This window comes from Streptomyces sp. NPDC091279 (assembly GCF_044757465.1).
Lineage (GTDB): Bacteria > Actinomycetota > Actinomycetes > Streptomycetales > Streptomycetaceae > Streptomyces.
The window spans coordinates 493,083-518,328 of sequence record NZ_JBIVVA010000002.1 but is presented as its reverse complement, the minus strand read 5'-3'; the positions used below and the strand labels follow the sequence as shown (position 1 = coordinate 518,328).

At 72.2% G+C, this 25,246-nt stretch carries 21 protein-coding genes; 19 read left to right on the top strand and 2 right to left on the bottom strand.

What is annotated here, in order from left to right:
- Positions 1–190 precede the first annotated feature (190 nt).
- The 9 genes from ACIQOU_RS05855 to ACIQOU_RS05815 are packed head-to-tail and all read left to right on the top strand — an operon-like array spanning position 191 to position 8,997.
- Entirely contained in the window at positions 191–901 is a 711-nt protein-coding gene (locus ACIQOU_RS05855) for an alpha/beta hydrolase (RefSeq protein ID WP_401534194.1), read from the top strand.
- A complete protein-coding gene (locus ACIQOU_RS05850; RefSeq protein ID WP_401534193.1) occupies positions 898–1,770 on the top strand; it encodes a sulfurtransferase in 873 nt (290 codons plus the stop codon). Before ACIQOU_RS05855 ends, ACIQOU_RS05850 begins: the two co-directional genes overlap by 4 nt.
- Positions 1,767–2,648: an ABC transporter permease gene (locus tag ACIQOU_RS05845; protein ID WP_401534191.1), complete on the top strand. Its 882-nt coding sequence runs from the start codon at positions 1,767–1,769 to the stop codon at positions 2,646–2,648. The genes ACIQOU_RS05850 and ACIQOU_RS05845 overlap by 4 nt, the downstream gene beginning before the upstream one ends.
- Positions 2,649–2,650: 2 nt before the next feature.
- Positions 2,651–3,367: an ABC transporter ATP-binding protein gene (locus ACIQOU_RS05840; protein WP_401534189.1), complete on the top strand. Its 717-nt coding sequence runs from the start codon at positions 2,651–2,653 to the stop codon at positions 3,365–3,367.
- On the top strand, positions 3,364–4,329 hold the full coding sequence (locus ACIQOU_RS05835) for an ABC transporter substrate-binding protein (RefSeq protein ID WP_401534187.1): 966 nt from the start codon (positions 3,364–3,366) through the stop codon (positions 4,327–4,329). The genes ACIQOU_RS05840 and ACIQOU_RS05835 overlap by 4 nt, the downstream gene beginning before the upstream one ends.
- Before the next feature lie 35 nt (positions 4,330–4,364).
- Positions 4,365–5,465, top strand: coding sequence for an LLM class flavin-dependent oxidoreductase (locus ACIQOU_RS05830; protein ID WP_401534185.1), 1,101 nt, complete (start codon positions 4,365–4,367; stop codon positions 5,463–5,465).
- A gap of 10 nt (positions 5,466–5,475) precedes the next feature.
- A complete protein-coding gene (locus tag ACIQOU_RS05825) occupies positions 5,476–6,489 on the top strand; it encodes an ABC transporter substrate-binding protein (RefSeq protein ID WP_401534183.1) in 1,014 nt (337 codons plus the stop codon).
- Positions 6,490–6,520: 31 nt separating this feature from the next.
- Entirely contained in the window at positions 6,521–7,627 is a 1,107-nt protein-coding gene (locus tag ACIQOU_RS05820) for an acyl-CoA dehydrogenase family protein (protein WP_401534181.1), read from the top strand.
- Positions 7,624–8,997 carry an FAD-binding oxidoreductase gene (locus ACIQOU_RS05815; RefSeq protein WP_401534180.1) on the top strand — a complete coding sequence of 458 codons (1,374 nt, stop codon included), beginning with the start codon at positions 7,624–7,626 and terminating at the stop codon, positions 8,995–8,997. The genes ACIQOU_RS05820 and ACIQOU_RS05815 overlap by 4 nt, the downstream gene beginning before the upstream one ends.
- 36 nt (positions 8,998–9,033) lie before the next feature.
- Here ACIQOU_RS05815 and ACIQOU_RS05810 read toward each other — a convergent pair whose 3' ends face one another.
- Together ACIQOU_RS05810 and ACIQOU_RS05805 are read right to left on the bottom strand one after the other, a co-directional pair.
- Positions 9,034–10,488 (bottom strand): cellulose binding domain-containing protein, encoded by a 1,455-nt coding sequence (locus tag ACIQOU_RS05810; RefSeq protein WP_401534179.1) that lies wholly within the window; start codon positions 10,486–10,488, stop codon positions 9,034–9,036.
- 326 nt (positions 10,489–10,814) lie between these two features.
- The gene (locus ACIQOU_RS05805) at positions 10,815–12,176 is read right to left on the bottom strand and encodes a radical SAM protein (protein ID WP_401534178.1); all 1,362 of its coding nucleotides are present in this window, start codon (positions 12,174–12,176) and stop codon (positions 10,815–10,817) included.
- Between the two features lie 255 nt (positions 12,177–12,431).
- Between ACIQOU_RS05805 and ACIQOU_RS05800 the strand changes: the two genes are divergently transcribed.
- The 10 genes from ACIQOU_RS05800 to ACIQOU_RS05755 all read left to right on the top strand — a co-directional run bounded on the left by ACIQOU_RS05800 (position 12,432) and on the right by ACIQOU_RS05755 (position 25,235).
- A complete protein-coding gene (locus ACIQOU_RS05800; protein ID WP_401534176.1) occupies positions 12,432–13,679 on the top strand; it encodes an FAD-binding protein in 1,248 nt (415 codons plus the stop codon).
- Positions 13,680–13,809: 130 nt separating this feature from the next.
- The gene (locus ACIQOU_RS05795; RefSeq protein ID WP_401534174.1) at positions 13,810–15,054 is read left to right on the top strand and encodes an ROK family transcriptional regulator; all 1,245 of its coding nucleotides are present in this window, start codon (positions 13,810–13,812) and stop codon (positions 15,052–15,054) included.
- Positions 15,055–15,311: 257 nt separating this feature from the next.
- Positions 15,312–16,577, top strand: coding sequence for an ABC transporter substrate-binding protein (locus ACIQOU_RS05790; protein ID WP_401534173.1), 1,266 nt, complete (start codon positions 15,312–15,314; stop codon positions 16,575–16,577).
- Positions 16,578–16,597: 20 nt separating this feature from the next.
- On the top strand, positions 16,598–17,563 hold the full coding sequence (locus tag ACIQOU_RS05785; RefSeq protein WP_401534172.1) for a carbohydrate ABC transporter permease: 966 nt from the start codon (positions 16,598–16,600) through the stop codon (positions 17,561–17,563).
- Positions 17,560–18,447 carry a carbohydrate ABC transporter permease gene (locus ACIQOU_RS05780; RefSeq protein ID WP_401534170.1) on the top strand — a complete coding sequence of 296 codons (888 nt, stop codon included), beginning with the start codon at positions 17,560–17,562 and terminating at the stop codon, positions 18,445–18,447. The genes ACIQOU_RS05785 and ACIQOU_RS05780 overlap by 4 nt, the downstream gene beginning before the upstream one ends.
- Before the next feature lie 27 nt (positions 18,448–18,474).
- Complete coding sequence (locus tag ACIQOU_RS05775) at positions 18,475–21,360, top strand: glycoside hydrolase family 2 TIM barrel-domain containing protein (RefSeq protein ID WP_401534168.1); 2,886 nt, start codon at positions 18,475–18,477, stop codon at positions 21,358–21,360.
- Positions 21,357–22,523 carry an MFS transporter gene (locus tag ACIQOU_RS05770; RefSeq protein ID WP_401534166.1) on the top strand — a complete coding sequence of 389 codons (1,167 nt, stop codon included), beginning with the start codon at positions 21,357–21,359 and terminating at the stop codon, positions 22,521–22,523. Before ACIQOU_RS05775 ends, ACIQOU_RS05770 begins: the two co-directional genes overlap by 4 nt.
- Positions 22,524–22,593: 70 nt before the next feature.
- A complete protein-coding gene (locus ACIQOU_RS05765) occupies positions 22,594–23,751 on the top strand; it encodes an MFS transporter (RefSeq protein ID WP_401534164.1) in 1,158 nt (385 codons plus the stop codon).
- A 352-nt stretch (positions 23,752–24,103) separates the two neighbouring features.
- Entirely contained in the window at positions 24,104–24,733 is a 630-nt protein-coding gene (locus tag ACIQOU_RS05760) for a hypothetical protein (protein ID WP_401534163.1), read from the top strand.
- 28 nt (positions 24,734–24,761) lie between these two features.
- The gene (locus tag ACIQOU_RS05755) at positions 24,762–25,235 is read left to right on the top strand and encodes a hypothetical protein (protein WP_401534161.1); all 474 of its coding nucleotides are present in this window, start codon (positions 24,762–24,764) and stop codon (positions 25,233–25,235) included.
- Positions 25,236–25,246: the final 11 nt, after the last annotated feature.

Here is a 25,246-nt window from a genome sequence, read left to right as displayed (position 1 = left end):
GTGGCCGGTAGTCGGTAGTCGGTAGTCGGTAGTCGGTAGTCGGTAGTCGGTAGTCGGTGATCGCCGGTCACTGGTCACCGGTCGCTGGTCACTGGTCACTGGTCGCCGGGTCGTGATGGCTGCCGGGGCCCGCCCCTCCTTCCCTCGCCTGCCCTTCTTTTCCCGCCCCCCTCACGGGAGTTGCTCTGTCATGTCCTTCTCCTCCTCGCCCTTCTCCTGGGACGAACCCGACGGTCTGGCCGCTCGCGGCACCCTGATCGTGCTCGCCGGACGCGGTGAGCACGGCGGTGTGTACGAACGGTTCGGCCGCCGCCTCGCCTTCGACGCCTACCGGGTGCGTGCCCTCGGCGACCCGTCCACCGACCCCGGCGTTCTCGACGAGGCCGCGAAGCTGCTGGCGGACGAGTCCCTGCCGGGCCCGAAGGTGCTCGTGGGCTCCGACACCGGCGCCTCCTACGCCGTCCGGCTGGCCGCCGAGGACGTCCCGGGCATCGACGCGCTGATCCTCGCCGGGCTGCCCACCAGCCCCTGGAGCGGCGGGAGTTGGGAGGCGGAGGCCGAGGCGCGCACCGCCTGCCCCACCCATCAGGGCAGGCTGACCAACGACCCCGCGTTCCGGCGCGGCGCCCTCGCCGGGCCCGTGCGGCTGCCGTCGCTCCGGCTCGACCTGGTGCGGGTTCCGGTGCTGGCGCTGCACGGCGCGGACGACACGGTGAGCCCGCTGCCGACGGCGCGCGAGGTCTACGCGGACACCGACGCGCGCCTGGTGACCTTCCACGGCGGGCGGCACGACGTCCTCAACGACGCCCTGCACCGCACCGCCGCCGCGACGGTCGTGCGGTTCCTGGAGCGGCTGCGGCTCTCCCCCGAGCTGCCGCTGATCGCGGAGGGCCCGGCATGAGCGTGACGACCAGCGTCGCGGAACTCCGCGCCGCCCTCGCCGGGGACGAACCCCCCGTCGTCCTCGACGTGCGCTGGGCGCTGGGCGACCCGCACGGCCGCGCGCACTACGCCGACGGCCACATCCCGGGCGCCGTCTACGTCGACCTGGACCGCGAACTGGCGGCCCCGGCCAGCGCCGAGGGCGGTCGGCATCCGCTGCCCGACCTCGCCGATCTGCAAGCGGCGGCCCGGCGTTGGGGCGTGCGCGCCGGTCGCCCCGTGGTGGTCCACGACGACCTCGGCAACACGGCGGCGGCCCGCGCCTGGTGGCTGCTGCGGTACGCGGGCGTCGACGACGTCACGTTGCTCGACGGGGCGTGGGGCGCCTGGCGCGCGGCCGGGCTCCCGGTGGAGACCGGCGTTCCCGCGGACCCGGCCCCCGGCGACATCGTGCTGCGGCCGGGCGGGCTCCCGACCACCGATGCCGACGGCGCCGCCGAACTCGCCCGCACCGGGCTGCTGTTGGACGCGCGGGCCGGTGAGCGGTACCGGGGTGAGGTGGAGCCGGTGGACCCGCGGGCCGGGCACATCCCGGGCGCGGTGTCGGCGCCGACCGGGGAGAACCTCACGGCGGACGGCCGGTTCCGGTCGGCCGAGGAGTTGCGGGAGCGCTTCGCGGCGAAGGGCGCGACAGCGGGGCCGGCCGGGCGGATCGGCGTGTACTGCGGGTCCGGGGTCACCGCCGCGCACCAGATCGCGGCGCTGGAGATCGCCGGTTTCGAGGCCGTGCTCTTCCCGGGCTCCTGGTCCGCGTGGTCCGCCGACCCCGCCCGCCCGGCCGCCACCGGGCCCGAGCCCGCCCGGCACGAGAAGGAAACCTCACCATGACGACGAAACCGCTGGAGGCGAGCGCACCGCCCGCCCAGGACGCGCCGCCCGCCCCGCCGCCCCCGGACGCCCGCGTCACCATCCGCGGCGCCGCCACCTCCGCCCGCCGCCTCACCGTCCCCCGCTCGGTGCGCCGGACCGCGGGACCCGTCGGCCTCGTGCTGCTGTGGTTCCTCACCTCGGCCACCGGACTGCTCCCGGAGTCGGTGCTCGCCTCCCCCGTGGACGTGATCCGGCAGGCCGTGGAGCTGACGCGCGACGGTGAACTCCCCACCGCCATCGCGGCGTCGGGCCGCCGGGCCGCCGTCGGCTTCCTCATCGGGGCCTCCGTGGCGCTGGTCCTGTCCCTGCTGGCCGGCCTGTTCCGGCTCGGCGAGGACGTCATCGACTCCTCGATGGGCATGTTCCGGGCGATCCCCTGGGTGGGTCTGATCCCCCTGTTCATCGTCTGGTTCGGCATCGACGAGACCCCGAAGATCGCCCTGGTCGCGCTCGGTGTGACCTACCCGCTGTACTTCAACATCTACGGCGGCATCCGCTCCACCGACTCCCAACTCATCGAGGCCGCACGGATGATGGGCCTGGGCCGGTTCGGGCTGATCACCTATGTGATCCTGCCGAGCGCGCTGCCCGGCGCCCTGGTGGGGCTGCGGTACGCGCTGTCCACCGCCTGGCTGGCGCTGGTCTTCGCCGAGCAGATCAACGCCGACGCGGGCCTCGGCTACCTGATGAGCAACGCCCAGCAGTACTTCCGCACCGACATCATCGTGCTGTGCCTCGCGGTGTACGCGCTGCTCGGTCTCGCCTGCGACTTCGCCGTGCGGGTCGCGTCACGTCGGCTGCTGACCTGGCGGGCCAACTTCGAGGGCGAGGCGTAGAGATGGCCAACAGCATTGAGATACGCGGACTTTCACGGTCGTTCGACGGCAACACCGTGCTGCACGAGCTGGATCTCGACATCCGGGAGGGCGAGTTCGTGGCCCTGCTCGGGCACAGCGGCTGCGGCAAGTCGACGCTGCTGCGCATCCTCGCCGGTCTCGACGAGGAGATCGGCGGCGAGGTGACCGTGCCGGCCCGGCGCAGTGCCGCGTTCCAGTCGCCCCGGCTGCTGCCCTGGCTGAAGGTGTGGCGCAACGTCGTCCTCGGCCTGCCGGGGCGGCCCGACAGGGAACGGGCGCGCCGGGCGCTGGACGAGGTCGGCATCGGGGAGCGCGCGGACGTCTGGCCCAAGACGCTCTCCGGCGGCCAGGCGCAGCGCGTCTCGCTCGCCCGCGCCCTGGTCCGGGAGCCCGAACTGCTGCTCCTGGACGAGCCGTTCGGGGCGCTGGACGCCCTGACCCGGGGCAAGGTCCAGCAGTTGGTCGCCCAGCTGTGGGCGTCGCACGGCTGCGCGATCCTGCTCGTCACGCATGACGTGGAGGAGGCGCTGCTCCTCGCCGACCGGGTCCTGGTGATGGACGAGGGCCGGATCGCCCATGAGGTGACCGTCGACCTGCCCCGCCCCCGTGACCTGACCGCCCCCGATTTCGTCGCCCTGCGCGCCCGCCTGCTGGGCTGGCTCGGCGTCACCCGCACTCTGGAAGGAACCCCCTCGTGATCCGCCGACTCGCCCTGGCCGCACTGAGTTTCACCGCCCTGCTGGCGCTGACCGGCTGCGGCTCGGGCTCCTCCGACACCTCGGCCGACGGCCAGGTCACCCTCACCGTCGGCGACCAGGCCAAGACCCTCCAGACGATCCTCGCCGCCTCGGGTGCCCTCAAGGGCGCCAAGTACCACGTGAAGTGGGCGGAGTTCGAGGGCGCGGCCCCGCTGTTCCAGGCCGTGCAGGCGGGCGCCGCCGACACGACGTACTCGGCGGACCTGCCCGCGCTCCAGGCCCTCAGCGGCGGGGTGCGGTTCAAGAACGTGGCCGCGCTGAAGAACGACGGCCGGCACGTCGGCATCGTCGTCTCCAAGAACTCCGGCATCAAGAGCGTCAAGGACCTCAAGGGCCAGAAGGTGGTGGTGTCCTCGGCGAAGGGCAGCGTCGCCGAATACCTGCTGGCCAACGTGCTCAAGCAGAACGGCCTCAGCTACTCCGACGTCCAGGTCCAGTACCTGCTGCCGACGGACGCGCAGGCCGCGTTCGCCTCCGGGAAGATCAAGGCGTGGGCGACCTTCGGGGTCTACCAGGCGGTCGGCCTGGAGCAGGGCGGCCGGCTCCTGATCGACGGCGCGGACGGCCGGACCAGCGGCTACGGCTTCATCGGCGCCTCCGACAAGGCGCTCGCCGACGCCCCGAAGAAGGCCGCCCTCGCGGACTTCCTCCAGCGCCTCGGCACCGCCCTGAAGTGGACGACCAGCCACCAGGCCGCGTACGCCAAGGCCATCCAGACCCGCAACGGCGCCGACGCGTCCGTCGCCACCACGCTCGCCTCGGCCGCCTACGGCCAACTCCTGCCGGTCACCAGCGAGGTGAACCGGACCGTGCAGGGCGTCGCCGACCTCATGAACGGCATCGGGGTGCTCGACCCGAACGTCGACGTGGCCCGGGCCGCCGACGCCTCCCTCCTCAAGTAGCCGCACAGCGGCCCCGGTCGACCAAGGAGTCACGCATGCCTGTCGAGTTCATCAGCGCCGTCCACACCGACGCCGGTGCGTCGGGGCCCGCCGCGGCCAGCCGTACCGGTCTCGACGTCGACCATCTGCGCCGTTACGCACGGGCGTTGGACGACGGAGGGTTCGATCACACGCTGGTCGCCTACCACTCGGCGTCCCCCGACGCCTTCCAGATCGCGCAGTTCGTCGCCACCCACACCGAGCGCATCCGGCCGATCCTCGCGCACCGGCCGGGGGTCATCTTCCCGACGCACGCCGCGCGGGCGCTGGCCACCCTGGACCGGATCAGTGACGGGCGGCTGACCCTGCACATCATCTCCGGCGGCAGCGACGAGGAGCAGCGGCGGGAGGGCGACTACCTCAACAAGGCGGAGCGGTACGAGCGTTCGGACGAGTACATCCAGATCCTGCGCAGGGTGTGGCAGGCCGAGGGGCCGGTCTCGCACGAGGGGAAGTACTTCCGCTTCGAGGGCTACCACTCCGATGTGAAGCCGGTGAACGGGCTGGTGCCGATCTCGGTCGGCGGTTCGTCGCAGGACGCCTACCGGGTCGGCGGGCAGCAGGGCGACATCTTCGGGCTGTGGGGCGAGCCGCTGGCGGAGACGAAGGAGCAGATCGCCGCCGTCAACGCGGTCGCCGACGCCGCGGGCCGCGGGCGCCCCCGGATCTGGGTGTCGTTCCGCCCGATCATCGCGCCCACCGACGAGCTGGCCTGGGAGAAGGCGCACCGCACGCTGGGGGTCCTCAAGGACCAGGCCCGCAACACCGAGCTGCTGCGGCACTACCGCACCGACGGCCGCCCGGCCAACGTCGGTTCGCAGCGGCTGCTCGACATCGCCGAGCGGGGCGAGGTCCACGACCGCTGCCTGTGGACGGCTCCGGCGATCGCCACCAACGCGGCCGGTGCCTCCACGGCGCTCGTCGGCTCCCCGGAGACGGTCGCCAAGGCGCTGCTCGACTACGTGGACATCGGCTGCGACCTGCTGTCGATCCGCGGCTACGACCCGCTCAACGACGCCATCGACTACGCCCGTCATGTGCTGCCGCTGGTCCGGCAGGAACTCGCCCACCGCGCCTCCCCCGCCCACGCCGCCTGATGGAGCCCCCGTGTCGCTTCGCCGTCTCCGTGCCCTGCGCACGTCCGCCGCCGTCCTCTGCGTGCTCGCCGCGCTCCTGCCCTTCGCGACCGGCTGCACCCGCTCCGCCGAGGCCGGCTCCCCCGCCGATGTCACCCTGCGCGCCGGCGCCACCGGGTGGAAGGTCGAGGAGGCGGTGCTGAAGTTCGCCCACCTCGACGACACCCCGTACACCGTGCGCTGGAGCCTGTTCCAGGGCGGTGACCAGCAGCTCCAGGCCGTCCGGGCCGGCGCCCTCGACCTGGCCCTGTCCAGTGAGATCCCGCCCGTGTTCGCCGCCGCCGACGGCAGACCCAACTTCAAGGTGGTCGCCGTCGAACGCGGCTCCACCCTGAACCAGGAGGTCGTCGTCCCCAAGGGCTCCCAGGTCACGAGCATCGCCGGCCTGAAGGGCAAGAAGGTCGGCTACGTCCAGAACACCACCGCCCACTACTTCCTGTACGAACTGCTGAAGCGGGCGGGCCTCAAGTGGTCCGACGTCGACGCCAAGCCGCTGCTGCCCAACGACGGCCTCGCCGCCCTCAACGGCGGTTCCCTGGACGCGTTCGCCTCCTACGGCACCTCGGTCATCACCGCCCACCAGCGGGGCGCGCGGACGATCGGCTCGGGCGCGGACGTCCTGTCGGGCAACTTCCTCTGGTCGGCCCGGGACAGCGTCCTCGGGAACGACGCCCAGAAGGCGGCCGCCGCCGATCTCATCGCCCGTATCGACACGGCGTACGCGTATGTCCGGGACGGGCGTGAGGCCGCGTTCGCGAAGGTGATCGCCGCCCAGACCCATCAGCCCGTCGCCCAGGCCGAGGCGGACCTCGTCGCGCAGCAGAAGCAGCGGCCGACGACGCTCCACCCGGTCGACGACGCGGCGATCGCCTCCGAGCAGAAGGTCGCGGACGTCTTCACCGAACTGGGCGCCCTCACGTCCCCCTTGACCGTGAAGTCGTTCTGGACCACCGCCCTCGACGCCGACCTGGAGAAGGCCCTGTGACCGCTCTCGACACGGACCTGGTGGAGGCCCTGTGACCGCCCGTATCGCTGAACTGGCCGCCCGTTACGACGAGTCGGGCGATTTCCCCGCCGAGTCGCTGCGCCTCGCGCACGAGGCGGGCCTGCTCACCGCGACCGTCGGCCGGCGCTACGGCGGCCCCGGCGGCGGCGTCGAGGAGTCGGCGCGGGTCCTGCACCGGCTGGGGCGACTCGATCCGTCCGTCGCCCTGATCGCCGCGATGACGCTCTCCGTGCACGCCCGGCAAGCCCAACAGCCGCACTGGCCGGGCGAGTTGTACGCACGGGTGGTGAAGGAGTCGTTCGAACGGCCGGTGCTCGTCAACCATGCCCGGGTGGAACCGGAGTTGGGCTCACCGGCGCGCGGCGGGCTGCCCTCCACCCGGGCCCGGCGTACCGCCGACGGGTGGGCGATCAGCGGCACGAAACGGTTCGTGACCGGCGCGGAGGGGCTCGACTGGTTCCTGGTGTGGGCCACCACCGACGAGGCCGAGCCGCGGGTGGGCACGTTCCTGGTGCCCGGCGCCTCGGCCGGCATCGACGTCACCGGCCGGTGGGACCAGTTGGGGCTGCGGGCCAGCGGCAGTCACGACGTGACGTTCCGGGACGTGGAGGTGGGGGCCGACGATGTCATCGGGCTCGGCCCGCACGGTCGGGCGGCCGAGCAGGACAACCGGGCGGGCGCGGCGCTCCATCTCCCGTTGGCCGCCCTGTACTTGGGGGTGGCGCGGGCGGCGCAGGAGGCGTTCCACACGTTCGCCCATGCCCGGGTGCCGGCCAACCTCGGCCATCCGGTGGCCCGTACCGAACGGTTCAGGGCCGCCGCCGGGGAGATCGAGGTGCTGCTCGCCGCCGCCGAGCACCTGGTGTTCGGCGGCGCCGCGAAGGTGGACGCGGGCGACCCCGCGTACACCCCTGAACAGGCGCTCGGGGCACGGGTGTTGGCCGACCGGCACGGGCTGCGGGCCGTGGAGCTGGCGGTGCGGCTGCTCGGCAACCCGGGGCTGGCCCGCGGCAACCCGCTGGAGCGGCACTTCCGCGACATCCAGTGCGCGCCGGTGCACGCGCCCCAGGCGGACGTCTCCCTGCTCACCGTCGGAACGAAGGCGCTGTCGCTGTGACCCTCGCCCTGCCCACCACCTCCGCCCGTCTCCTCGGCCTGCTCGCCCGGGACCTGCCGCCCGACCGGCTGGTCACGGAGCCGCGCACGCTCGCCGCGCACGCCACCGACCGCTCCGGCACCCGCCCCGACGGACTCCCGCTGGCCGTCGTGCACGCCCGGCACACCACCGAGGTGACGGTCACCCTGCGGCACGCGCACGACCTGCGGGTGCCGGTGGTGCCGCGCGGCGCGGGCACCGGTCTGTCGGGCGGCGCGACGGCGGGCGAGGGCACCCTCGTCCTGGACCTGTCCGGGATGGACCAGATCCGGGAACTCTCCGTCGACGACCAGCTCGCCGTCGTCGAACCCGGAGTGATCACCGCCGACCTGGACCGGGCGGCGTCCGCCCACGGGCTGATCTACGCGCCGGACCCGGCCAGCGCCGCGTGGTCGACGATCGGCGGGAACATCGCGACCAACGCGGGCGGGCTGCGGTGCGCGAAGTACGGGGTGACCCGGGACAGCGTCCTCGGCCTGGAGGCCGTCCTCGCCGACGGAACGGTGGTGCGCACCGGCCGACGGACCGTCAAGGGCGTCACCGGGTACGACCTGACGGCGCTGCTCACCGGCTCGGAGGGCACCCTCGCGGTGATCACGTCGGCGACGCTGCGGCTGCGGCCCGCCCCGGCCGCGACGGCCACGCTCGCCGCCTACTTCGCGACCTTCGAGGCCGCCGCCGAGGCGTCCTACGCGATCGGGCGGGCGGGCATCGTGCCGGCGCTGGCCGAACTGGTCGACGGCCCGGTCCTCGAAGCCGTCGATCCGGCGCTGCGGGCGCGGGGCGCGGCCCTGTTGATCGTCCAGTGCGACGGGGCCGGCGCGGCGGTGGAGACGGCGGCGGTCGCGGCGTTGCTCGCCGGGTCCGCGACCAGCGTCGAGACCACCGAGGACGCGGCCGAGGCGGAGGCGCTGCTCGCGGCCCGGCGGCTCGCGCTGCCCGCGCTGGAACGGCTGGGCCGGCCGCTCATCGAGGACATCGCGGTGCCGCGTTCCCGGCTGGCGGAGGCGGCGGCGGAGATCCGGGCCATCTCCGCCCGCCATGCCGTGCCGGTGTTCACGATCGCCCACGCGGCGGACGGCAACCTCCACCCCATCGTGGTCGTCGACCCGTCCCTCGACCGGCTGCCCGACGCGGCCTGGGAGGCGGCGGGCGAGATCTTCGCCCTCGCCCTGCGCCTGGGCGGCACCCTCACCGGCGAACACGGCGTCGGCACCCTCAAACGCCAGTGGGTGGCCGAGGAGCTGGGCCCCACGTCCCACACCCTCCAACGCCGCATCAAGGAGGCGTTCGACCCCCGGGGGATCTTGAACCCGGGGAAGGGGTTGTGAGTCCGGGGAAGGCATGGTGAGCGGCGGTGGTCCGGGTCACCCGGACTTCGCGCACTCTCTGCCGTTCAGCATGACCTGGGTCGGTGGGGTGTTCTTGCCCTTCCAGGTGGCGAGGAAGCCGAAGGTGAGGGTGCCGTCGGCCGGGACGGACCTGTTGTAGTCGGCGGCGACGGCGGTGACGCGGGAGCCGTCCTGGCTGACGCTCGCGTCCCACATCTGGCCGACCCGCTGGCCGTCGGCGAAGGTCCAGGCGACCCGCCAGCCGTCGACCGCGCCGGCGGTGGTGACGCTGAGGGTGGCCTGGAAGCCGTCGGGCCACTGGTTGACGAGGTCGAAGGCGAAGGTGCAGCTCGCCGGAGCGTCGCCGTCCGCGTCCGGGTCCTCGGCGGTGGAGGAGGAGGTGCCCTGCGGTTCCGGGTCGGAGTTCTCGCCGTGGGTGTCGGTGGGCGGCCTCGGGGAGGAGGTCGCGGGCGGGATGGAGAAGGACGGGCTGGGGAACGGCGCCGGTTCGCCCCCGGCCGGGGCGGTGCCCTCGGAGGCGCTCGTCTCGGTGCCTCCGAACGGCATCATCGACACCGCGAGCGCCAGCAGCGACACCGAGACGGCGGCGGCCAGCAAGCTGGTGCGGACCATGCGGGCGCGTTGCGCGCCGGGCTTCGGGTCGGGGCCCTCTCCTGCGGCGAGTTCGGGGCGGCCGACGCCGAGTCTGACCTCGGCGGCCCGGCGGCGCCGTTCCAGGTAGGCGAGGCCGCCCCAGCCGATGACGCCGCCGACCAGCGCGGCGGGCAGACCGCCGCCGTGCGGGCGCAGACAGGCGGCCGCCTCGGCGCAGTCCACGCACCGGGAGAGGTGGCGGGAGAGGTCCGGGGGGATGTCGGCGGCCGGTGAACGGGTGACGCCGTCGAGGAGGCGGGCGTAGCTGCGGCAGTGCGCGGCCATCGGGGAGTCGAGCTGGGCGCGGTGGCAGCGGTCCCTGAACAGGCCCCGCACCTGGCCGAGTTCGTCGCCCACGGCGGCCGGGTCGAGGCCGAGGCGGCGGGCGACGACGGTGAGCGGCAGCGTCTCCACCTCGGCCAGCCACAGCAGCGCCGCGTCCGCCTCCTGGAGGTCCCTCAACCCCCGCAGGGCGAGGGGGCGTTGGAGCGGGGGGCCGGTGTAGCGGGCGGCCTTCTCGGAGTGCAGCCAGAGCCGGAGGTCGGGGTCGAGGTCGTGGCCCTTGCCGCCGCTCTCCCAGGCCGCCGCGGTGGTGCGTACCGCGGTCAACAGCAGGGGAATCACCGGGAGTCGGGCGGCACGGCGGCCGGTGCCTCGGGCACTCGCGCTCTCGACGACGCGGGCCTCGCGGATACCGAGGGCGAACGCCTCCGTGGCCAGCTGCGTGGCCGCGGCGGAACCCGCGGTGCACAGGTCGGCGTAGGAAAGCACCGCGTCCCAGCACTCCGAGAACAGCGCGGCCTCGGCGGCGTCGTTCGGGGTCGGCAGGTCGGGCATGAGTCTCCTGCATCCACATGCGAGGCCAACTCGCCTTATTGGCAACGGAGTTGTGGGGACCCTCGCGGCAGGCCCCGAGCCTTTCACGTCTCCCGCACAACTGACAAGCGCGCTCTTCACCTCGGGTGTCCCGGCGTGGCCCGCCGACGCCCCGAGGGTGATACGGAGCAAACGCCCCGGCTTCTCGATCCCGGGCGGGGAGGGTTCCGCACGCCGACGGCAGCGGCGCGGGCGGTCCCCGCAAACGCCGACGGTCCCGGGCGGTGCCGACGGCGGCGTTGTCCACGCCCTCCGCCGGTCCCTCGCCCGGGACCGTTCCGCTCAGCTCACGCCTCGGGCGTCGCCGCCGTCGCCGTTGCCTGTGACGTTTCGGCCGCCGTTTCGCGTCGTTCCGGGAGGCTGTCCATGAAGGAGCTGACGGAGAAGACCGCGCGGCCGGGTCCGGGCGGGCCGTAGCCGGGCGGGGAGGAGAGGCCGAAGTCGTCCATGGTGGCGCGGTAGGCCTCCAGGAGCCGGATGTGGTACTCCAGCGGGGCGCCCTGCGGGTTGGCCTTGCCGAGCGGGGTGGTGGGCTCCGGGCACCAGGTGGTGAAGCGGGGCGTGATGCCCTGCGACATGAAGAAGCGCAGGCCCTCGGTGGTCGACGCGATCGCCTCGTCGACGGTCTTGAAGCCGAACGGCTCCGCCATCTCCACGCCCGCGACGAAGTTGGGGATCACGTTGCGGGCGCCGAAGATGTCGGCGGAGTCGAGGATGCGCTTGTGCCACTCGGCGCGGCCGACGTAGCGCTCCTTGCCGGGGCAGTGCAGCTTGAAGAGGTACTCGTCCCACACCTCGTAGTTGGGGTGGTAGATCTGCACGCCGTAGTCCTTGAACCGCTGCACGTCGTCCTTCGGCAGCGCCTGGGCGACGACCTTGCCGATCCAGCGGCCCGGGAAGCGCTCCTCGATGGCCTTGGCGTAGTGGCCGTAGAAGTCGGCCTCGTCGCGCCCGGCGACCGTCTTGGTGATGGCGCCGCCGGTGAGGGTGTAGGCGGTGGAGGTCTTCGCGGTGTCGTACCGGTCGATGATCTCCAGGGCTTCGAGGACCTCCTCGACGTCCTTGACGCCGGTGTAGGGCCGCCCGGCCGCCTTGTGCTGGCGCCAGTTGTGGTTGATGTCGCAGTACTGGCACTCCTCCTTGGCGCCGAAGTACTGGCAGACCCGGAAGACGGTGAGGTAGATGAGGTAGCCCCACTGGATGGTGGGGGCCACCTCCATCACGGACTTCCCGTTGGAGAGCTTGTGCCGGTAGTACTCCGGCATCGGCGGCACCCCGACGTCGGCGATGCGCTTGCCGTCGAGGTAGAGGCCGAGGACGCCCTCGTCGTCGGAGGCCACCCGGTACGGCGACGACGGATTCACGCGCACGGAGACGACGGTGCGGCGCAGGTCGTAGGGGCCGCCGGTGAGGATGATCTCCTCCGGCGGGCGGCGCAGCGCGGCCTCCCCCAGCTCCGGCAGGGTGCCGTGGTCGAAGGAGAAGATGAAGTACGACTTCGGCTTGACCTCGCCGGATTCGTTGTCGCTCAGCGCGGAGGGGTCGAAGGCCACACCACCGCGCAGCAGGTCCTCCTTGAAGACGGCCTCCCGCGGTACATGCGGGAACCGCTCCATCAGATCCTCGACCAGCGCGGTACGGCTGCCCATCCCGATCTCTCCTCCCGGCTCAGTCCAACGACTCCTCACGGTATGCCCCGGCGGCCGGAGCGTGCCGGTCGGGGTCGCGGTGTGGCGTGCGCCACGCCCCGAACGAGGCCGGAAACCGCCCCCGCTCACGGGTGTTCCGGGGGAGAACGGCCGACCCGTCGAACACCTGTCGATCACGGGGACGTCCGCGCCGCCGGATGAGAAGGTCGGCCCACACGCGCTTTCCCGCGCGCACTTTCCGGAGGGACGGCAAGGATGACGGCGGAGACGGTCACCAACTGGGCGGGCAACATCACCTACGCGGCCAAGGAGGTGCACCGGCCGCGTTCGCTGGAGGCGCTCAGGGCGCTGGTGGCGGGCAGCGCGCGGGTGCGGGTGCTGGGCAGCGGGCACTCCTTCAACCGCATCGCCGAGCCGGGCCCCGAGGGCGTCCTGCTCTCCCTGGCCGCGCTGGCGCCGGTGATCGACGTGAACGGCGCGGCCCGCACGGTCCGGGTCTCGGCCGGGGTCCGGTACGCGGAGCTGGCCCGCGTCGTGCACGCGGCGGGCCTCGCGCTGCCCAACCTGGCGTCCCTGCCGCACATTTCGGTGGCCGGCTCGGTGGCGACCGGCACCCACGGCTCGGGCGTGACCAACGCCCCGCTCGCGTCGTCCGTGCGCGAGGTCGAGCTGATCACGGCCGGCGGCGAGGCGGTGACGATAGGCCGGGGCGACGCGCGGTTCCCCGGCGCCGTGACCTCGTTGGGCGCCCTCGGAGTCGTCACCGCGCTCACCCTGGACCTGACGCCCGCCTTCGAGGTCGAGCAGCAGGTGTTCACCGAACTCCCGCTGGACGGGCTGGACTTCGAGACCGTCGCCGGATCGGCGTACAGCGTGAGCCTGTTCACCGACTGGCGGGCGCGGGGGTTTCGGCAGGTGTGGCGCAAGCGGCGCCTCGACCAGCCGCCGGCCGACTTCCCGTGGGCCGCGCCCGCGACTCTCGCGCTGCACCCGGTGCCGGGGATGCCGGGCGGCAACTGCACCGAGCAGTTCGGGGTGCCGGGCCCCTGGCACGAGCGACTCCCGCATTTCCGGGCGGAGTTCACGCCGAGCCGGGGCAACGAGCTTCAGTCGGAGTACCTGCTGCCGAGGTCGGCGGCGACGGCCGCGCTGGCCGCGCTGGACGCCGTTCGGGAGTCGTTCGCGGGGCCGCTGCTGACCTGTGAGGTGCGGACGGTGGCCGCCGACGAGCAGTGGCTCAGCCCGGCGTTCGGGCGGGACTCGGTCGCGCTGCACTTCACCTGGACCGAGGACACGGCGGTGGTGCTGCCGGCGGTGGGGGTGGTCGAGGAGGCGCTCGCGGCGTTCGAGCCGCGTCCGCACTGGGGCAAGGTGTACACGGTGCCGGCGCCGGTGGTGCGCGCCCGGTATCCGCGCCTCGGGGAGTTCCGGGAGCTGGCGCGGGCGCTGGACCCGGGGGCGAAGTTCGCCAACGCGTTCGTCCGGGACGTGCTGGGCGACTGACCCGGCCACGACTTTATAAAGCCCCTTTCCTAACCCCTTGTCGAAAGCGGAGGGGAGCCCATAGCCTGGCGCGGCGCCGGGGCCGACCCGCTCCGGCCTGCCCGAGCTGAAGGGATGGGGGGTCGATCAGGTGAAGCGCACCTCACGTGACATCCGTACCGCGAACCGCTACGAGGTGCTGCGCCAGATCATCGCCGCGTCGCCCACCTCCCGGCAGGAGTTGGCGGCGGCCACCGGGCTGAGCCTGGCGACCGTCGCCACCCTCATCAACGAGCTGACCGACCTCGGCATGATCACCGAGGTCGGCTTCGAGGACTCGGCGGGCGGACGCCCCCGGGGCCTGGTCGCCGTGCACGCGTCGGGGGGCGCGCTGATCGGCGTCGACATCGCCGAGACCTATGTCCACGTCGAGCTGTTCGACCTCGGGCTGACCGTGCTGGCCCGCGCCGAGGAGCACATGCGCCCCGGGGAGAACCGGCCCGAGCAGGTCGTCAGCCATGTCACGGCCGCCGTCGGCGCGGTCGTCGCGCAGGCCGGGGTGGAGGGCGCCCGGGTGCTCGGCGTCGGGGTGAGCGTGCCGGGGCAGGTGGACCGCTCGACCGGCGTCTGCGAGTACGCGCCCAACTGGGACTGGCACCAGGTGCCGTTGCTCGATCTGCTCGCCGAGCACCTCGCCCATCCGCTGTATCTGGACAACCCGCTGCGGGCCTGCGCGGTCGCGGAGTTGTGGTTCGGGGCGGCCCGGGGTCGCGGTGACGCGGTGATCGTGAACCTCGGCACGGGTGTCGGCGCCGGGCTGGTGCTGGGCGGCGCGGTGCACCGGGGGGTCAGCAACAGCGCGGGTGAGTGGGGGCATACGACGCTGGTGCTGGACGGCCGCCGCTGCCACTGCGGCAACCACGGCTGCGTCGAGACGTATGTCGGGGCGCCCGGGATCATGCTGAACCTGCGGGAGGCGCACCCGGGCAGCCCGCTGCTGCGGCCCCGGGATCAGACCGCGACGATCGACGCGCTGGCGCTCGGCGTCGCGGCGGGCGATCCGGTGGCGGTCGGCGTGGTCCGGGAGACCGCCCGTTACCTCGGCGCGAGCATCGCCGACCTGGTGAACGTCCTCAACCCCGAAGTGGTCGTCCTGAGCAGCTGGGTGGCCCGCCGCCTGGGCGAACCGCTGCTGGACGCGGTGCGCGAGGCGGTCGCCCGGCGCGCGCTGCCGCGTCCGCTGGCCACCACCGAGATCGTCCTCTCCCCCATCCCCACCGACCCGGTGTGTCTGGGTTCGGCGACCTTCGCCCTCGAAGGCGCGCTGCAATCCGCGGGGCAGAGGTCCGCCGCCCGCACCACCCTCGCGAGGAGCCGTACCGCGCCACCGTCCTGACGGGCGAGGCGACCGGCCCGTCGTTCCGGCCCGGTGACCGAGGGCCGCCGACGGTCCGGACCCGGCGGCCCGCAACCCTCGTTCAGCTCCCGGATGTTCGGCATTCCGAACCGGGCACAACGCTTCGAACCGGCTTTGTCCAACCCCTTGCCGAAGCCTTAGCCGAAGGTTAACGTCCCCGCACCGCTACCTGATTCGAGCCAGCTGGCCACAGGGCGATCGAGCCGCAGCCGCAAATCGAGACAAGGACGTCCAGCATGTCGGCAACGAGCAACAGCAACTGGTCCCGCCGTTCCCTCCTCCGGGCCGCAGCGGGCGTGGCAGCCGCCGGTTCCCTGGCCGCGTGCGGCAGCAACACGGGGCGCGGGGGCGGTGCGGGGTCGGGGAAGCATCTCTCCCAGTACTTCCACGCCTACGGCGAGTCCGGGACCGAGCAGGCGATCAAGCGCTACGCCGCCGCCTACCAGGGCGCCAGCGTGAACACGCAGTGGATCACCAGCGCGGACTTCGAGAACAAGCTCTTCGCGACGCTGCTCACCAAGAACGCGCCCGACATGTTCGAGTTCCACCCGCAGATCCAGATGGTGCGCAGCGGCCAGGTGGCGGACCTGACCGACATCGTCACCCCGGTCAAGGACGACTTCAACCCGGCCGACATCGCCTCGCACACGGTCGACGGGAAGATATACGGCGTCCGGATGATCGACGACCCGCAGTTCTTCTTCTACCGGAAGTCGCTGTTCGAGAAGGCCAGGGTGGAGGTGCCGGAGACCCTCGACGAGCTGATCGAGGCCGCCGCCAAGCTCACCACCGGCAAGGTCAAGGGCGCCTTCCTCGGCAACGACCTGCACGCGGTGATCAGCCCGCTGATCTGGTCGGCGGGCGCGGACACCCTGAACGCGAAGAACGAGATCGCGTACCACACCGACGGTGTCATCGACGGCCTGAAGAAGATGCGCAAGCTGTTCACCAGCGGCGACCTGCTCCTCGGCGCCCCGACCGACTACTGGGACCCCTCGGCGCTCAACCAGGGCCTGTGCGCCATCCAGTTCTGCGGCATGTGGGCGATGCCCCAGTTCCAACAGGCGCTCGGCGACGACTGGGGCATCTTCCCCTTCCCCAAGGTCACCGACTCCGGCAAGCCCTCGGTCTACAACGGCGGTTGGTCGATGTTCGTCAACGCCAAGAGCGAGAACGTCGACGCGGCCAAGGAGTACGTGAAGTGGCTGTGGATCGAGCAGAAGAAGTACCAGGAGGAGTGGGCCACGTCGTACGGCTTCCACATCCCGCCGCGCACGTCGATCGCCGCGTCCGCCAGCAAGCTCAAGAGCGGCACCCCGGCCGAGGGCGTCAAGCTCTTCAACGAGTACGGGCACTTCGACAACATCGGCTGGACGCAGGCGATGATCTCCGCGCTGGAGGACGTCTTCGCCAACAGCGTCCGCAAGAACGGCGACCCCGAGGCCTCGCTCGACAAGGCCGACACGGCGGTGGGCCGTGAGCTGAAGAAGCTGTTCGGATAGGCCGGGGGACGGAACCCGACATGGCGACGACCACGACACGCGACCTCGCGCGCCCCACCCCGGCGAAGGCCTCCCCGGCCCGCCGCCGACGGGGTCTGGGCGGCAACCGCGCCTTCAACTTCTGGCTCTTCATCGGCCCGTTCCTGCTCGGGCTGGCCCTCTTCGTCTACGTCCCCATCGGCTGGAGTCTCTACCTCAGCTTCTTCGACGCCCGGTTCACGGTCACGCCCGAGAAGTTCATCGGCTTCGACAACTACAGCTACATGCTGACGAACCCCGACTTCGTCGGCTCCCTCGTCACCTTCACCGTCTTCGCCGCCTTCATCGTGCCCACCACCTGGGCGCTGTCGCTCGGCCTCGCCCTGATGGTGAACCGGCTGCGGTTCCTGCGCGGCTTCTTCCGGTCGGTGTTCTTCCTGCCGACCGCGTGCAGCTATGTCGCCGCGTCGCTGATCTGGAAGATGTCCATCTTCAGCGGCGTCCGCTTCGGCCTGATGAACACGGTCCTCGGCTGGTTCGGGGTCGAGAACATCGCCTGGCTCGCCGACCCGAACCCGCCCTGGTACTGGCTGGTCATCGTCAGCGCCCGGCTGTGGTTGCAGTCCGGGTTCTACATGATCCTGTTCATCGCGGCCCTCCAGAACATCCCGGCCGAGCTGTACGAGGCCGCCGCCATCGACGGTGCCAAGCCCGGCTGGCAGACGTTCCGTCACATCACCCTGCCGCAGCTGAAGGCCACGTCGACGGCGGTGGTGCTGCTCCTGCTGGTCGCCGCCTACCAGGCCTTCGACGAGTTCTTCAACCTGCTCTCCAAGACGACCTGGGGCCGGCCCCCGCTCGTCGAGCTGTACTACACCGCCCTCGGCGAGAACCAGGACTACGGCGCGGGCAGCGCCGGTGCCGTCGTCCTGACCGTGCTGATCTGTGCCGTCACCCTGCTCCAGGGGAAGTTCATGGGATTCGGAAGGGGGGAGGAGTCCAAGTGACCACCACCGCACCCGGGATACGCAAGGCCACGAGGGCGACCGCGCCCGAGCGGCGGCGCGGCGGCGTGATGAGCAGCACCGGCCTCTACCTCGCCACCGGTGTCGCCACGTTCCTCTTCCTCGTCCCCTTCTACCTGCTGATCCGCAACGCCCTGTCCACGGACGCCGAGATCACCGGCGAGCACTGGAAGTTCTTCCCCACCGACCTCCAGTGGGGCAACGTCGGCGCCCTGTTCGACGACACCTCGGTGCCGTTCGCCCGGTCCCTGCTGAACTCCACGGTCGTCGCCGTCCTGCACACGGCGGGCGTGCTGCTGCTGTGCTCGCTGGCCGGGTACGCCCTGGCCCGCATCCCCTACCGGCACGCCAACAAGGTGTTCTACGCGGTGCTCGGCACCCTGATGGTCCCGACCGCGGTGACCTTCGTGCCGAGCTTCGTGCTGGTCTCGTCGCTCGGCTGGGTGGACACCTACCGAGGTCTCATCATTCCGGGCCTGTTCAGTGGTTTCACCTGCTTCCTGTTCCGGCAGTACTTCCTGGGGTTCCCCAAGGAGCTGGAGGAGGCGGCGCGGGTGGACGGGCTCGGCTACTGGGGTGCCTACTGGCGTGTCGTCGTCCCCAACTCGCTGAACTTCTTCGCGGCCATCGCGACGATCACGTTCATCAACGGCTGGAACGCGTTCCTGTGGCCGCTGGTGATCGGGCAGGACCCCAGCGCGTGGACCGTGCAGGTGGCCCTCTCCTCCTACATGACCAACCAGACCGTCGTGTTCCACCAGATCTTCATGGCGACGGCCATCTCCATCCTGCCCCTGCTGTTCGTGTTCCTCTTCCTCCAGCGCTGGCTGGTGCAGGGGATCGCACAGACCGGCATCAAGGGCTGAACCCCCCGATCGAGAACCTGGAGACCGATGTCCATCCGCACCACCTCCTCCTCCGTCGACTACGTCGAGGACGTCTCACCCGGCTCCGGGGCCCTCGCGCCCCGGGCCTGGTACGCGTCCTCGGACGCCATGTCCCTGTCTCTGAACGGCAGTTGGCGGCTTCGGGTGTCGCCGACCGCTGATGCCGAGGACGACACGTTCGCCGCGCCGGGCTTCGACGCCGGCGGGTGGGCGGAGGTCACGGTCCCCGGCCACTGGGTCCTCCAGGGCGACGGCGCCTTCGGCCTGCCGATCTACACCAACCACCTCTACCCGTTCCCGGTCGACCCGCCGCATGTGCCGACCGAGAACCCCACCGGCGACCATCTGCGCGTCTTCGACCTGCCGTCCGACTGGCCCGACCACGCCGAGGGCGCCGGGGCCGTGCTGCGCTTCGACGGCGTCGAGTCCTGCGCCCGGGTCTGGCTGAACGGCACCGAGATCGGCGAGTTCAAGGGCTCCCGGCTGCCGCACGAGTTCGCCGTCGAGCAGCTCCTGAAGCCGACCGGGAACGTCCTCGCGGTGCGCGTGCACCAGTGGTCGGCGGGCTCCTATCTGGAGGACCAGGACCAGTGGTGGCTGCCCGGCATCTTCCGTGATGTGACGCTCCTGCACCGCCCGGCGGGCAGCGTCCGGGACTTCTTCGTGCACGCCTCCTACGACCACGTCGGCGGCGCGGGCACCCTGCGGGTCGACTCCGAGGTGGCCGGACGGGTCCTGGTGCCCGCCCTGGACATCGATGTCGCGACCGGCGAGAGCGTGACCGTGCCGGTCGAGGCGTGGACGGCCGAGACGCCGACGCTGTACGCCGGTGAGCTGGTCACGGCGGGCGAGCGGGTGCCGTTGCGGATCGGCTTCCGGACGGTCGTCGTCGAGGACGGGCTGATCAAGGTCAACGGCGCACCGCTGCTGTTCAAGGGCGTCAACCGGCACGAGTGGCACCCGGTCAACGGCCGCGCGCTCGACCTGGAGACGATGCGCGAGGACGTGCTGCTGATGAAGCGGCACAACCTCAACGCCGTCCGCACCTCGCACTACCCGCCGCACCCGGCCTTCCTGGACCTGTGCGACGAGTACGGGCTGTGGGTGATCGACGAGTGCGACCTGGAGACCCACGGCTTCACCGAGCAGGACTGGCGGGACAACCCCGTCGACGACGACCGCTGGACCCCGGCGCTCCTGGACCGCGCGGCCCGGATGGTCGAGCGGGACAAGAATCACCCGTCGGTCGTCATCTGGTCGCTGGGCAACGAGGCCGGCACCGGCCGGGGTCTGACGGCGATGGCCGAGTGGATTCACGGCCGGGACTCCTCGCGCCTCGTGCACTACGAGGGCGACTGGAACTGCCGTGACACGGACGTCTATTCGCGGATGTACGCCTTCCACGACGAGGTCGAGAAGATCGGCCAGGGACTCGACGGCGGCACCCACAAGCGCCGTCAACTCCCCTTCATCCAGTGCGAGTACGGGCACGCGATGGGCAACGGCCCGGGTGGCATCGCCGATTACCAGGAGCTGTTCGAGACGTACGAGCGGCTCCAGGGCGGCTTCATCTGGGAGTGGATCGACCACGGCGTCCAGGACGAGCGGTTCGGCTACGCCTACGGCGGCGACTTCGGCGAGGAGCTGCACGACGGCAACTTCGTCTGCGACGGCCTGGTCTTCCCCGACCGCACCCCCTCCCCCGGCCTGCTGGAGTACAAGAAGGTCATCGAGCCCGTCCACATCGAGGGCAACGGCGGTGACGGCACCGTCCGCATCACCAACAAGCAGGATTTCGCGGACCTTTCGGCGTTCGCGTTCACGTGGTCCTACCAAGTGGACGGCGAGAGCGTCGAGTCGGGCAGCCTGACCGTCCCGGCGCTGGCGCCCGGCGCGTCGGCGGACGTCAAGTTGCCCGCCCCGCCGGAGAGTCGGGGCGGTGAGACGGGCTGGACGGTGCGGGCCCTGCTGGCCGCCGACACTCTCTGGGGCCCGGCCGGTCACGAGGTCGCGTGGGGCCAGGACACCATCGTCGCGCGCACGGCACCGTCCGTCGCCGCGACCGTCGCCCCGGCGGCCGACGGCGGTGTGATCACGCTGGGCCCGGCCACCTTCGACGCCCGCACCGGCACCCTGCACGCGCTCGGCGGCGTCGAGGTCACCGGCGGCCCGCGCCTGGACGTGTGGCGGGCGCCGACCGACAACGACGACGGCGCCGAGTGGCAGTCCGACACCCGCTACGGCGTCCTCTGGCGCAAGCTGGGCCTGCACCGCATGCGGCACCGCATCGTCGCCGTCGAGGCGGACGGGAACGCGCTGACCGTGCGCACCCGGGTGGCACCGGCCGCCTGGGAGGTGGGCCTCGCGACGGTCTACCGCTGGACCACCGACGGTGAACGGCTGCGGCTGACCGTGTCGGTGACGCCCGAGGGCGACTGGAACGTGCCGCTGCCCCGGCTCGGCGTCCGCTTCGGGCTCGCCGCGTCGGCGGACCGGGTGCGCTGGTTCGGCGGCGGCCCCGGCGAGGCCTACCCGGACACCAAGGGCGCCTCGCGGATCGGGAGTTGGGAGTCCACGGTCGACGGACTCCAGACCCCCTACGTCCGCCCGCAGGAGAACGGCGCCCGCGCGGACGTCCGTTGGGCCGAACTCGGCGGGCTGCGCGTCGAGGGCGACCCGGAGTTCTCGTTCACCGCCCGGCGCTGGACCACCGAGCAGCTGGACGCGGCGACCCACCGCACCGACCTCACGCCGGGCGACACCGTGTGGGTCAACCTCGACCACGGGCAGCACGGCATCGGCTCGCAGTCCTGCGGTCCCGGCCCGCTGCCTCAGTACCATCTGCGGGCCGAGCGGGCCGAGTTCACCTTCGTGTTCTCGGAATCCCGTTGACCGCGACCGACATAGGGTCCACCGCGGCCGGCCGGCTCTTCAGCCGGCCGGCCGCGGTGGCGTCGTGCGTCGGGTTCGTACTCATCGGCATGGTGCAGGCCCTGTACGGCCCGGCGGTGCCGGGGCTGCGCGCGGAGTTCGGGCTGTCCCCGGCGGGCGCGGGCCTCGGTCTGAGCCTGCACTTCACGGGCGGGGTACTGGGCGTCCTCGCCTGCAACGCCGTTCAGCACCGGGTGGGCAACAGGGCGCTGCTCGCGGCGAGTTACGCGCTGCTGGCGGTCGGCGGCGCCGGTGTCGCGCTGGCCCCGAACTGGCCGCTCGCGCTGGTCGCCGCGTTCCTCGGCGGGCTCGGTTTCGGCGGCATCGACTACGGTCTGAACCTGCTGTTCGCCGTCGGCTTCGGGGACCGTTCCACGGCGATGCTGAACGTCCTCAACGCGCACTTCGGCATCGGGGCCGTCCTCGGCCCGGCGCTGATCGCCTGGCTGGGCCCGGACCGGTACGGGTACGCCTTCGGGGCGTGCGCGCTGCTCGCGGCGCTGCTGGTGCCGTGCACGGCGGGGGTCCGCACCCGCGAGGAGCCGCCCGGATCGACGCCGGGCGCGTCCGCGCCGCTCCTTTCCCGGGTGCTGGTCGGTTTCCTCGCCCTCTACGTCCTCAACGTGGCCGTGGAGGCCGGTGTCGGCGGCTGGGAACCCACCCATCTGGAGACCGTCGGCCACACCGCGACCGTGGCCGCGTCGGCGACCTCGGTGTACTGGCTGATGCTGACGGCGGGCCGGTTCCTCGTCGTCCCGCTGGCGCTGCGCCACTCCCCCGAGCGCATCCTCACGATCTGCGCGGCCGGCATGACCGGCTGCCTGCTCCTGACGCTGGTCACCCCGCTGGCGCCGGTGGCGTACGCCGGTGTGGGCCTGTTCATCGCGCCGGTCTTCCCGACCGGTCTGCCCTGGCTGAACCGGGCTCTTCCGGGGGCGCGCAGGGCCGGGGCCTGGGTGATCGCCGCGTCGATGGTCGGCGGGGTGGCGGCGCCGCCGTTGCTGGGCCTGGGCATCGAGGGCTGGGGCATCCACGCCGTCCCCTGGCTGCTGACCGCACTGTCCGGCGCCTCCCTGCTGGCGACGCTGTGGCTGATCCGACTGACGAGGAGACCGGTGAAGTGAACGTGGGAGCGAGGGCGAGGGTGCGCGTGAGGGTGGGCGTGGGAGCGAGGGCGAGGGTGGGAGCGAGGGCATGAGAACCGGTCCCCGTTCCGCCTCCGATCTGCCGTCCCGGCTCGCGGTGCGGCTGGTGTTCGTGGTGCTGGGCGGCACCCAGGGCGGCTGGATGGCGCGGATTCCGGCGATCCGGGACGCGGTCGGCCTGGACACGGCCGAGTGGGGGGTGCTGAGTACGGCGTCGGCGTTCGGGGACGTGATCGCGCTGGTGCTGGTCACGGTGTTGATCGGCCGGGTCGGCAACCGGCTGCTGAGCCTGGCGGCGGCCACCCTCGTCCTCGCCAACGCGCCGCTGCTGGCAGGCGCGTCGACCGTGCCCGCGCTGGTGGCGGGCCTCGCGCTGTGGGGCCTGTCGGCGACGTTCCTGGCGACCCCGGTCAACGCCCTCGCGGTGGCGGTCGAGCGGGACGCGGGGCGCCCGTTGATGTCCGGGTTCCACGCGTCGTACAGCTGTGGGGTGTTGGCGGGCGGGGCGCTCGGCACCCTGGCGGCGGCGACGGGAACGACGCCGGGTGCGCAGCTGGCGTGGAGCAGTGGCGTCCTGGGCACGCTGCTCGTGATCCTCGCCCCGAGGCTGCCGAAGGACCACCCCGGGGGCCGCCCGAAGTCCGAACGGCGTTCGCTGCGGCACCGTTTCACTCCGCACCTGCTGGTGCTGGCCGGGGTGGCGTTCCTGGGGTCGTTCGTGGAGGGGGCGGCGTCGCAGTGGAGTTCGGTGTACACGGCGGACCAGTTGGGCGAGGGCGCGGCGCTCGGGGCGACGACGTACACCTGCTTCTCGGTGGCGATCCTCGCGGGCCGTCTGTTCGGGGACCGGCTGCCCGATCGCCGCACCGCCCTGCGCGTCTGCCTCCTCACCCTCCTCACCGGCGTCATCGTGACGTTGGCGCACCCGAGCCTGCCGTTCGCCCTGACCGGCTTCGTCCTCATCGGCCTGGGCATCTCGTGCGTCCTCCCGGCGGTGATCGTCCTCGCCGGGAGGCAGAGCGACGTCCCGGCCGGCGAGGCCGTCTCGGTCGTCTCGATAGGCCAGTGGCCGGGCTTCCTGCTGGCGGGCCCGGCGGTGGGCGTACTGGCGAACGCGACCTCACTGCGGGTGGCGCTGGGGATGTTGGGGGTCGCGGCGGTCGGGGCGTTGGTGCTGTCGGGGAGGGTGCGGGTGCCGGCGGACTGAGGGGGGATCGGGCCGAGCGGAGCATCAACCGGGCGCCGACACAGCACCTTTGAGCAGGTAGTCCAACAAATACCCCCATTTGCAGGCACGTTCGCGCTGGCGAAAACTTGAACCCCGCCGGTAGCGTTCGCCCTCTTGACGAACTTCAGTCTCCCGGGGGACCACCGTGAAGCGCCGCACCTCGCCCATAGCCGTAGCGCTGGCGACCGCCACCGCCCTATCCCTCACGGCGTGCGGCGGCAAGTCCCAGCAGGACAGGGCGGCATCGGCAAGCCCCAACTCCGTTGACAGCAGCCCCACTTCACCGAGCGCGTCGGCGGGGGCGGCCGCGAGGGACAAGGGTCCGGTGTGCGTGGGCGCTGCTGGGGCCGATGGGGTGCATGTGCTGCGGGGTGGCGGGTTCCGGCTGCCGGGCGGCGGGGGTGTGCGCTACGACGCCGCGACGGCGGACGGTACGGCCCGTACCGCGATCCTGCGGGACGGGGCGAGGTACGCGGCCGGGCAGAAGGAGTGGACCGTCCGTGCCGGGCAGCGGATCACCGTGTCCGGGCACGCCTACACGGTCAGCCAGATCTGCTCCTACCGCGTCGTCCTGCAACCCCAGGACACGAAGGCCAAGGCCGCCCTGGCCGCCGCCCCCAACTCCCTTGAATCCCAAGGCGGAACGGCCGACAACGCCCTCTGCTTCACCACCGCCCCGTCCGTCCGCGCCGCCGCAGCCAAGGGCTTCCCCGCCAAGGGACACACCCTCTCCCTGCTCGACAACAGCACCGTCACCCCCTTCCCCACCGGCCTCTCCCTCACCGTCTCCTACCTCGACACCACCACCCACACCGCAGGCATCAACGCCAACTGCGCCGCCACCCCCGTCGCCCTGTACAAGAACCTCCACACCGGCGACACCCTCGAACTCGCAGGCGTCCTCTTCACACTCACCCACCTCACCGACAAAGCCGCACAGCTCACCCGGACGAGCGCGTAGGGGGAGGAAGGGCTGGAGTTGAAGGAGAATGGTCAGCGTGCTCTCCCTCAACTCCCCCTCCGGTGAACCCGTTCCGCGCCAGGTCGAGCCCGGTGAGGCTCCCGTCTGGGCGGACGCCCTGGCACGGGTCGAGCAGGATCTCGCGGTGACGCTTCCCGAGCACCGTGGGCTGCAACTCCTGGCCGTGCCCGCGTGGGAGGAGGGCGAGCCCGAGCAGGTGTACGTGGCTCTGGCAAGCGGCACCTGGTGGGGGAACCCCCTCTCGCTCGACCCCGGCGCCTCCCCCGACGACGCGCTGGGCACCGTTGCCGCGGCGGCCCAGGACACCGTCTCCGAACGCCTCTGGCAGGCCTGGCCGGTATGCGCCACGCACCACCTCGGCATGCATCTGACGCAGGAGGAGAGCCGTCCGGCGTGGTGGTGCGGCGGCGGGCTGAAGGAGCCGGGGCATGTCCGTTGCCTGGTGGGCGAGTTGGGCACGGTCCGACAGCTGCCGGGGTGAGGCCGGGGCGG

Excerpts from the sequence above, each read along its gene's own strand:
- ACIQOU_RS05755 (WP_401534161.1), top strand. The coding sequence starts at position 24,762 with ATGGTCAGCGTGCTCTCCCTCAACTCCCCCTCCGGTGAACCCGTTCCG.
- ACIQOU_RS05805 (WP_401534178.1), bottom strand. The coding sequence starts at position 12,176 with ATGGGCAGCCGTACCGCGCTGGTCGAGGATCTGATGGAGCGGTTCCCG.
- ACIQOU_RS05775 (WP_401534168.1), top strand. The coding sequence starts at position 18,475 with ATGTCCATCCGCACCACCTCCTCCTCCGTCGACTACGTCGAGGACGTC.
- ACIQOU_RS05830 (WP_401534185.1), top strand. The coding sequence starts at position 4,365 with ATGCCTGTCGAGTTCATCAGCGCCGTCCACACCGACGCCGGTGCGTCG.
- ACIQOU_RS05800 (WP_401534176.1), top strand. The coding sequence starts at position 12,432 with ATGACGGCGGAGACGGTCACCAACTGGGCGGGCAACATCACCTACGCG.
- ACIQOU_RS05785 (WP_401534172.1), top strand. The coding sequence starts at position 16,598 with ATGGCGACGACCACGACACGCGACCTCGCGCGCCCCACCCCGGCGAAG.
- ACIQOU_RS05810 (WP_401534179.1), bottom strand. The coding sequence starts at position 10,488 with ATGCCCGACCTGCCGACCCCGAACGACGCCGCCGAGGCCGCGCTGTTC.
- ACIQOU_RS05840 (WP_401534189.1), top strand. The coding sequence starts at position 2,651 with ATGGCCAACAGCATTGAGATACGCGGACTTTCACGGTCGTTCGACGGC.
- ACIQOU_RS05850 (WP_401534193.1), top strand. The coding sequence starts at position 898 with ATGAGCGTGACGACCAGCGTCGCGGAACTCCGCGCCGCCCTCGCCGGG.
- ACIQOU_RS05790 (WP_401534173.1), top strand. The coding sequence starts at position 15,312 with ATGTCGGCAACGAGCAACAGCAACTGGTCCCGCCGTTCCCTCCTCCGG.
- ACIQOU_RS05845 (WP_401534191.1), top strand. The coding sequence starts at position 1,767 with ATGACGACGAAACCGCTGGAGGCGAGCGCACCGCCCGCCCAGGACGCG.
- ACIQOU_RS05855 (WP_401534194.1), top strand. The coding sequence starts at position 191 with ATGTCCTTCTCCTCCTCGCCCTTCTCCTGGGACGAACCCGACGGTCTG.
- ACIQOU_RS05765 (WP_401534164.1), top strand. The coding sequence starts at position 22,594 with ATGAGAACCGGTCCCCGTTCCGCCTCCGATCTGCCGTCCCGGCTCGCG.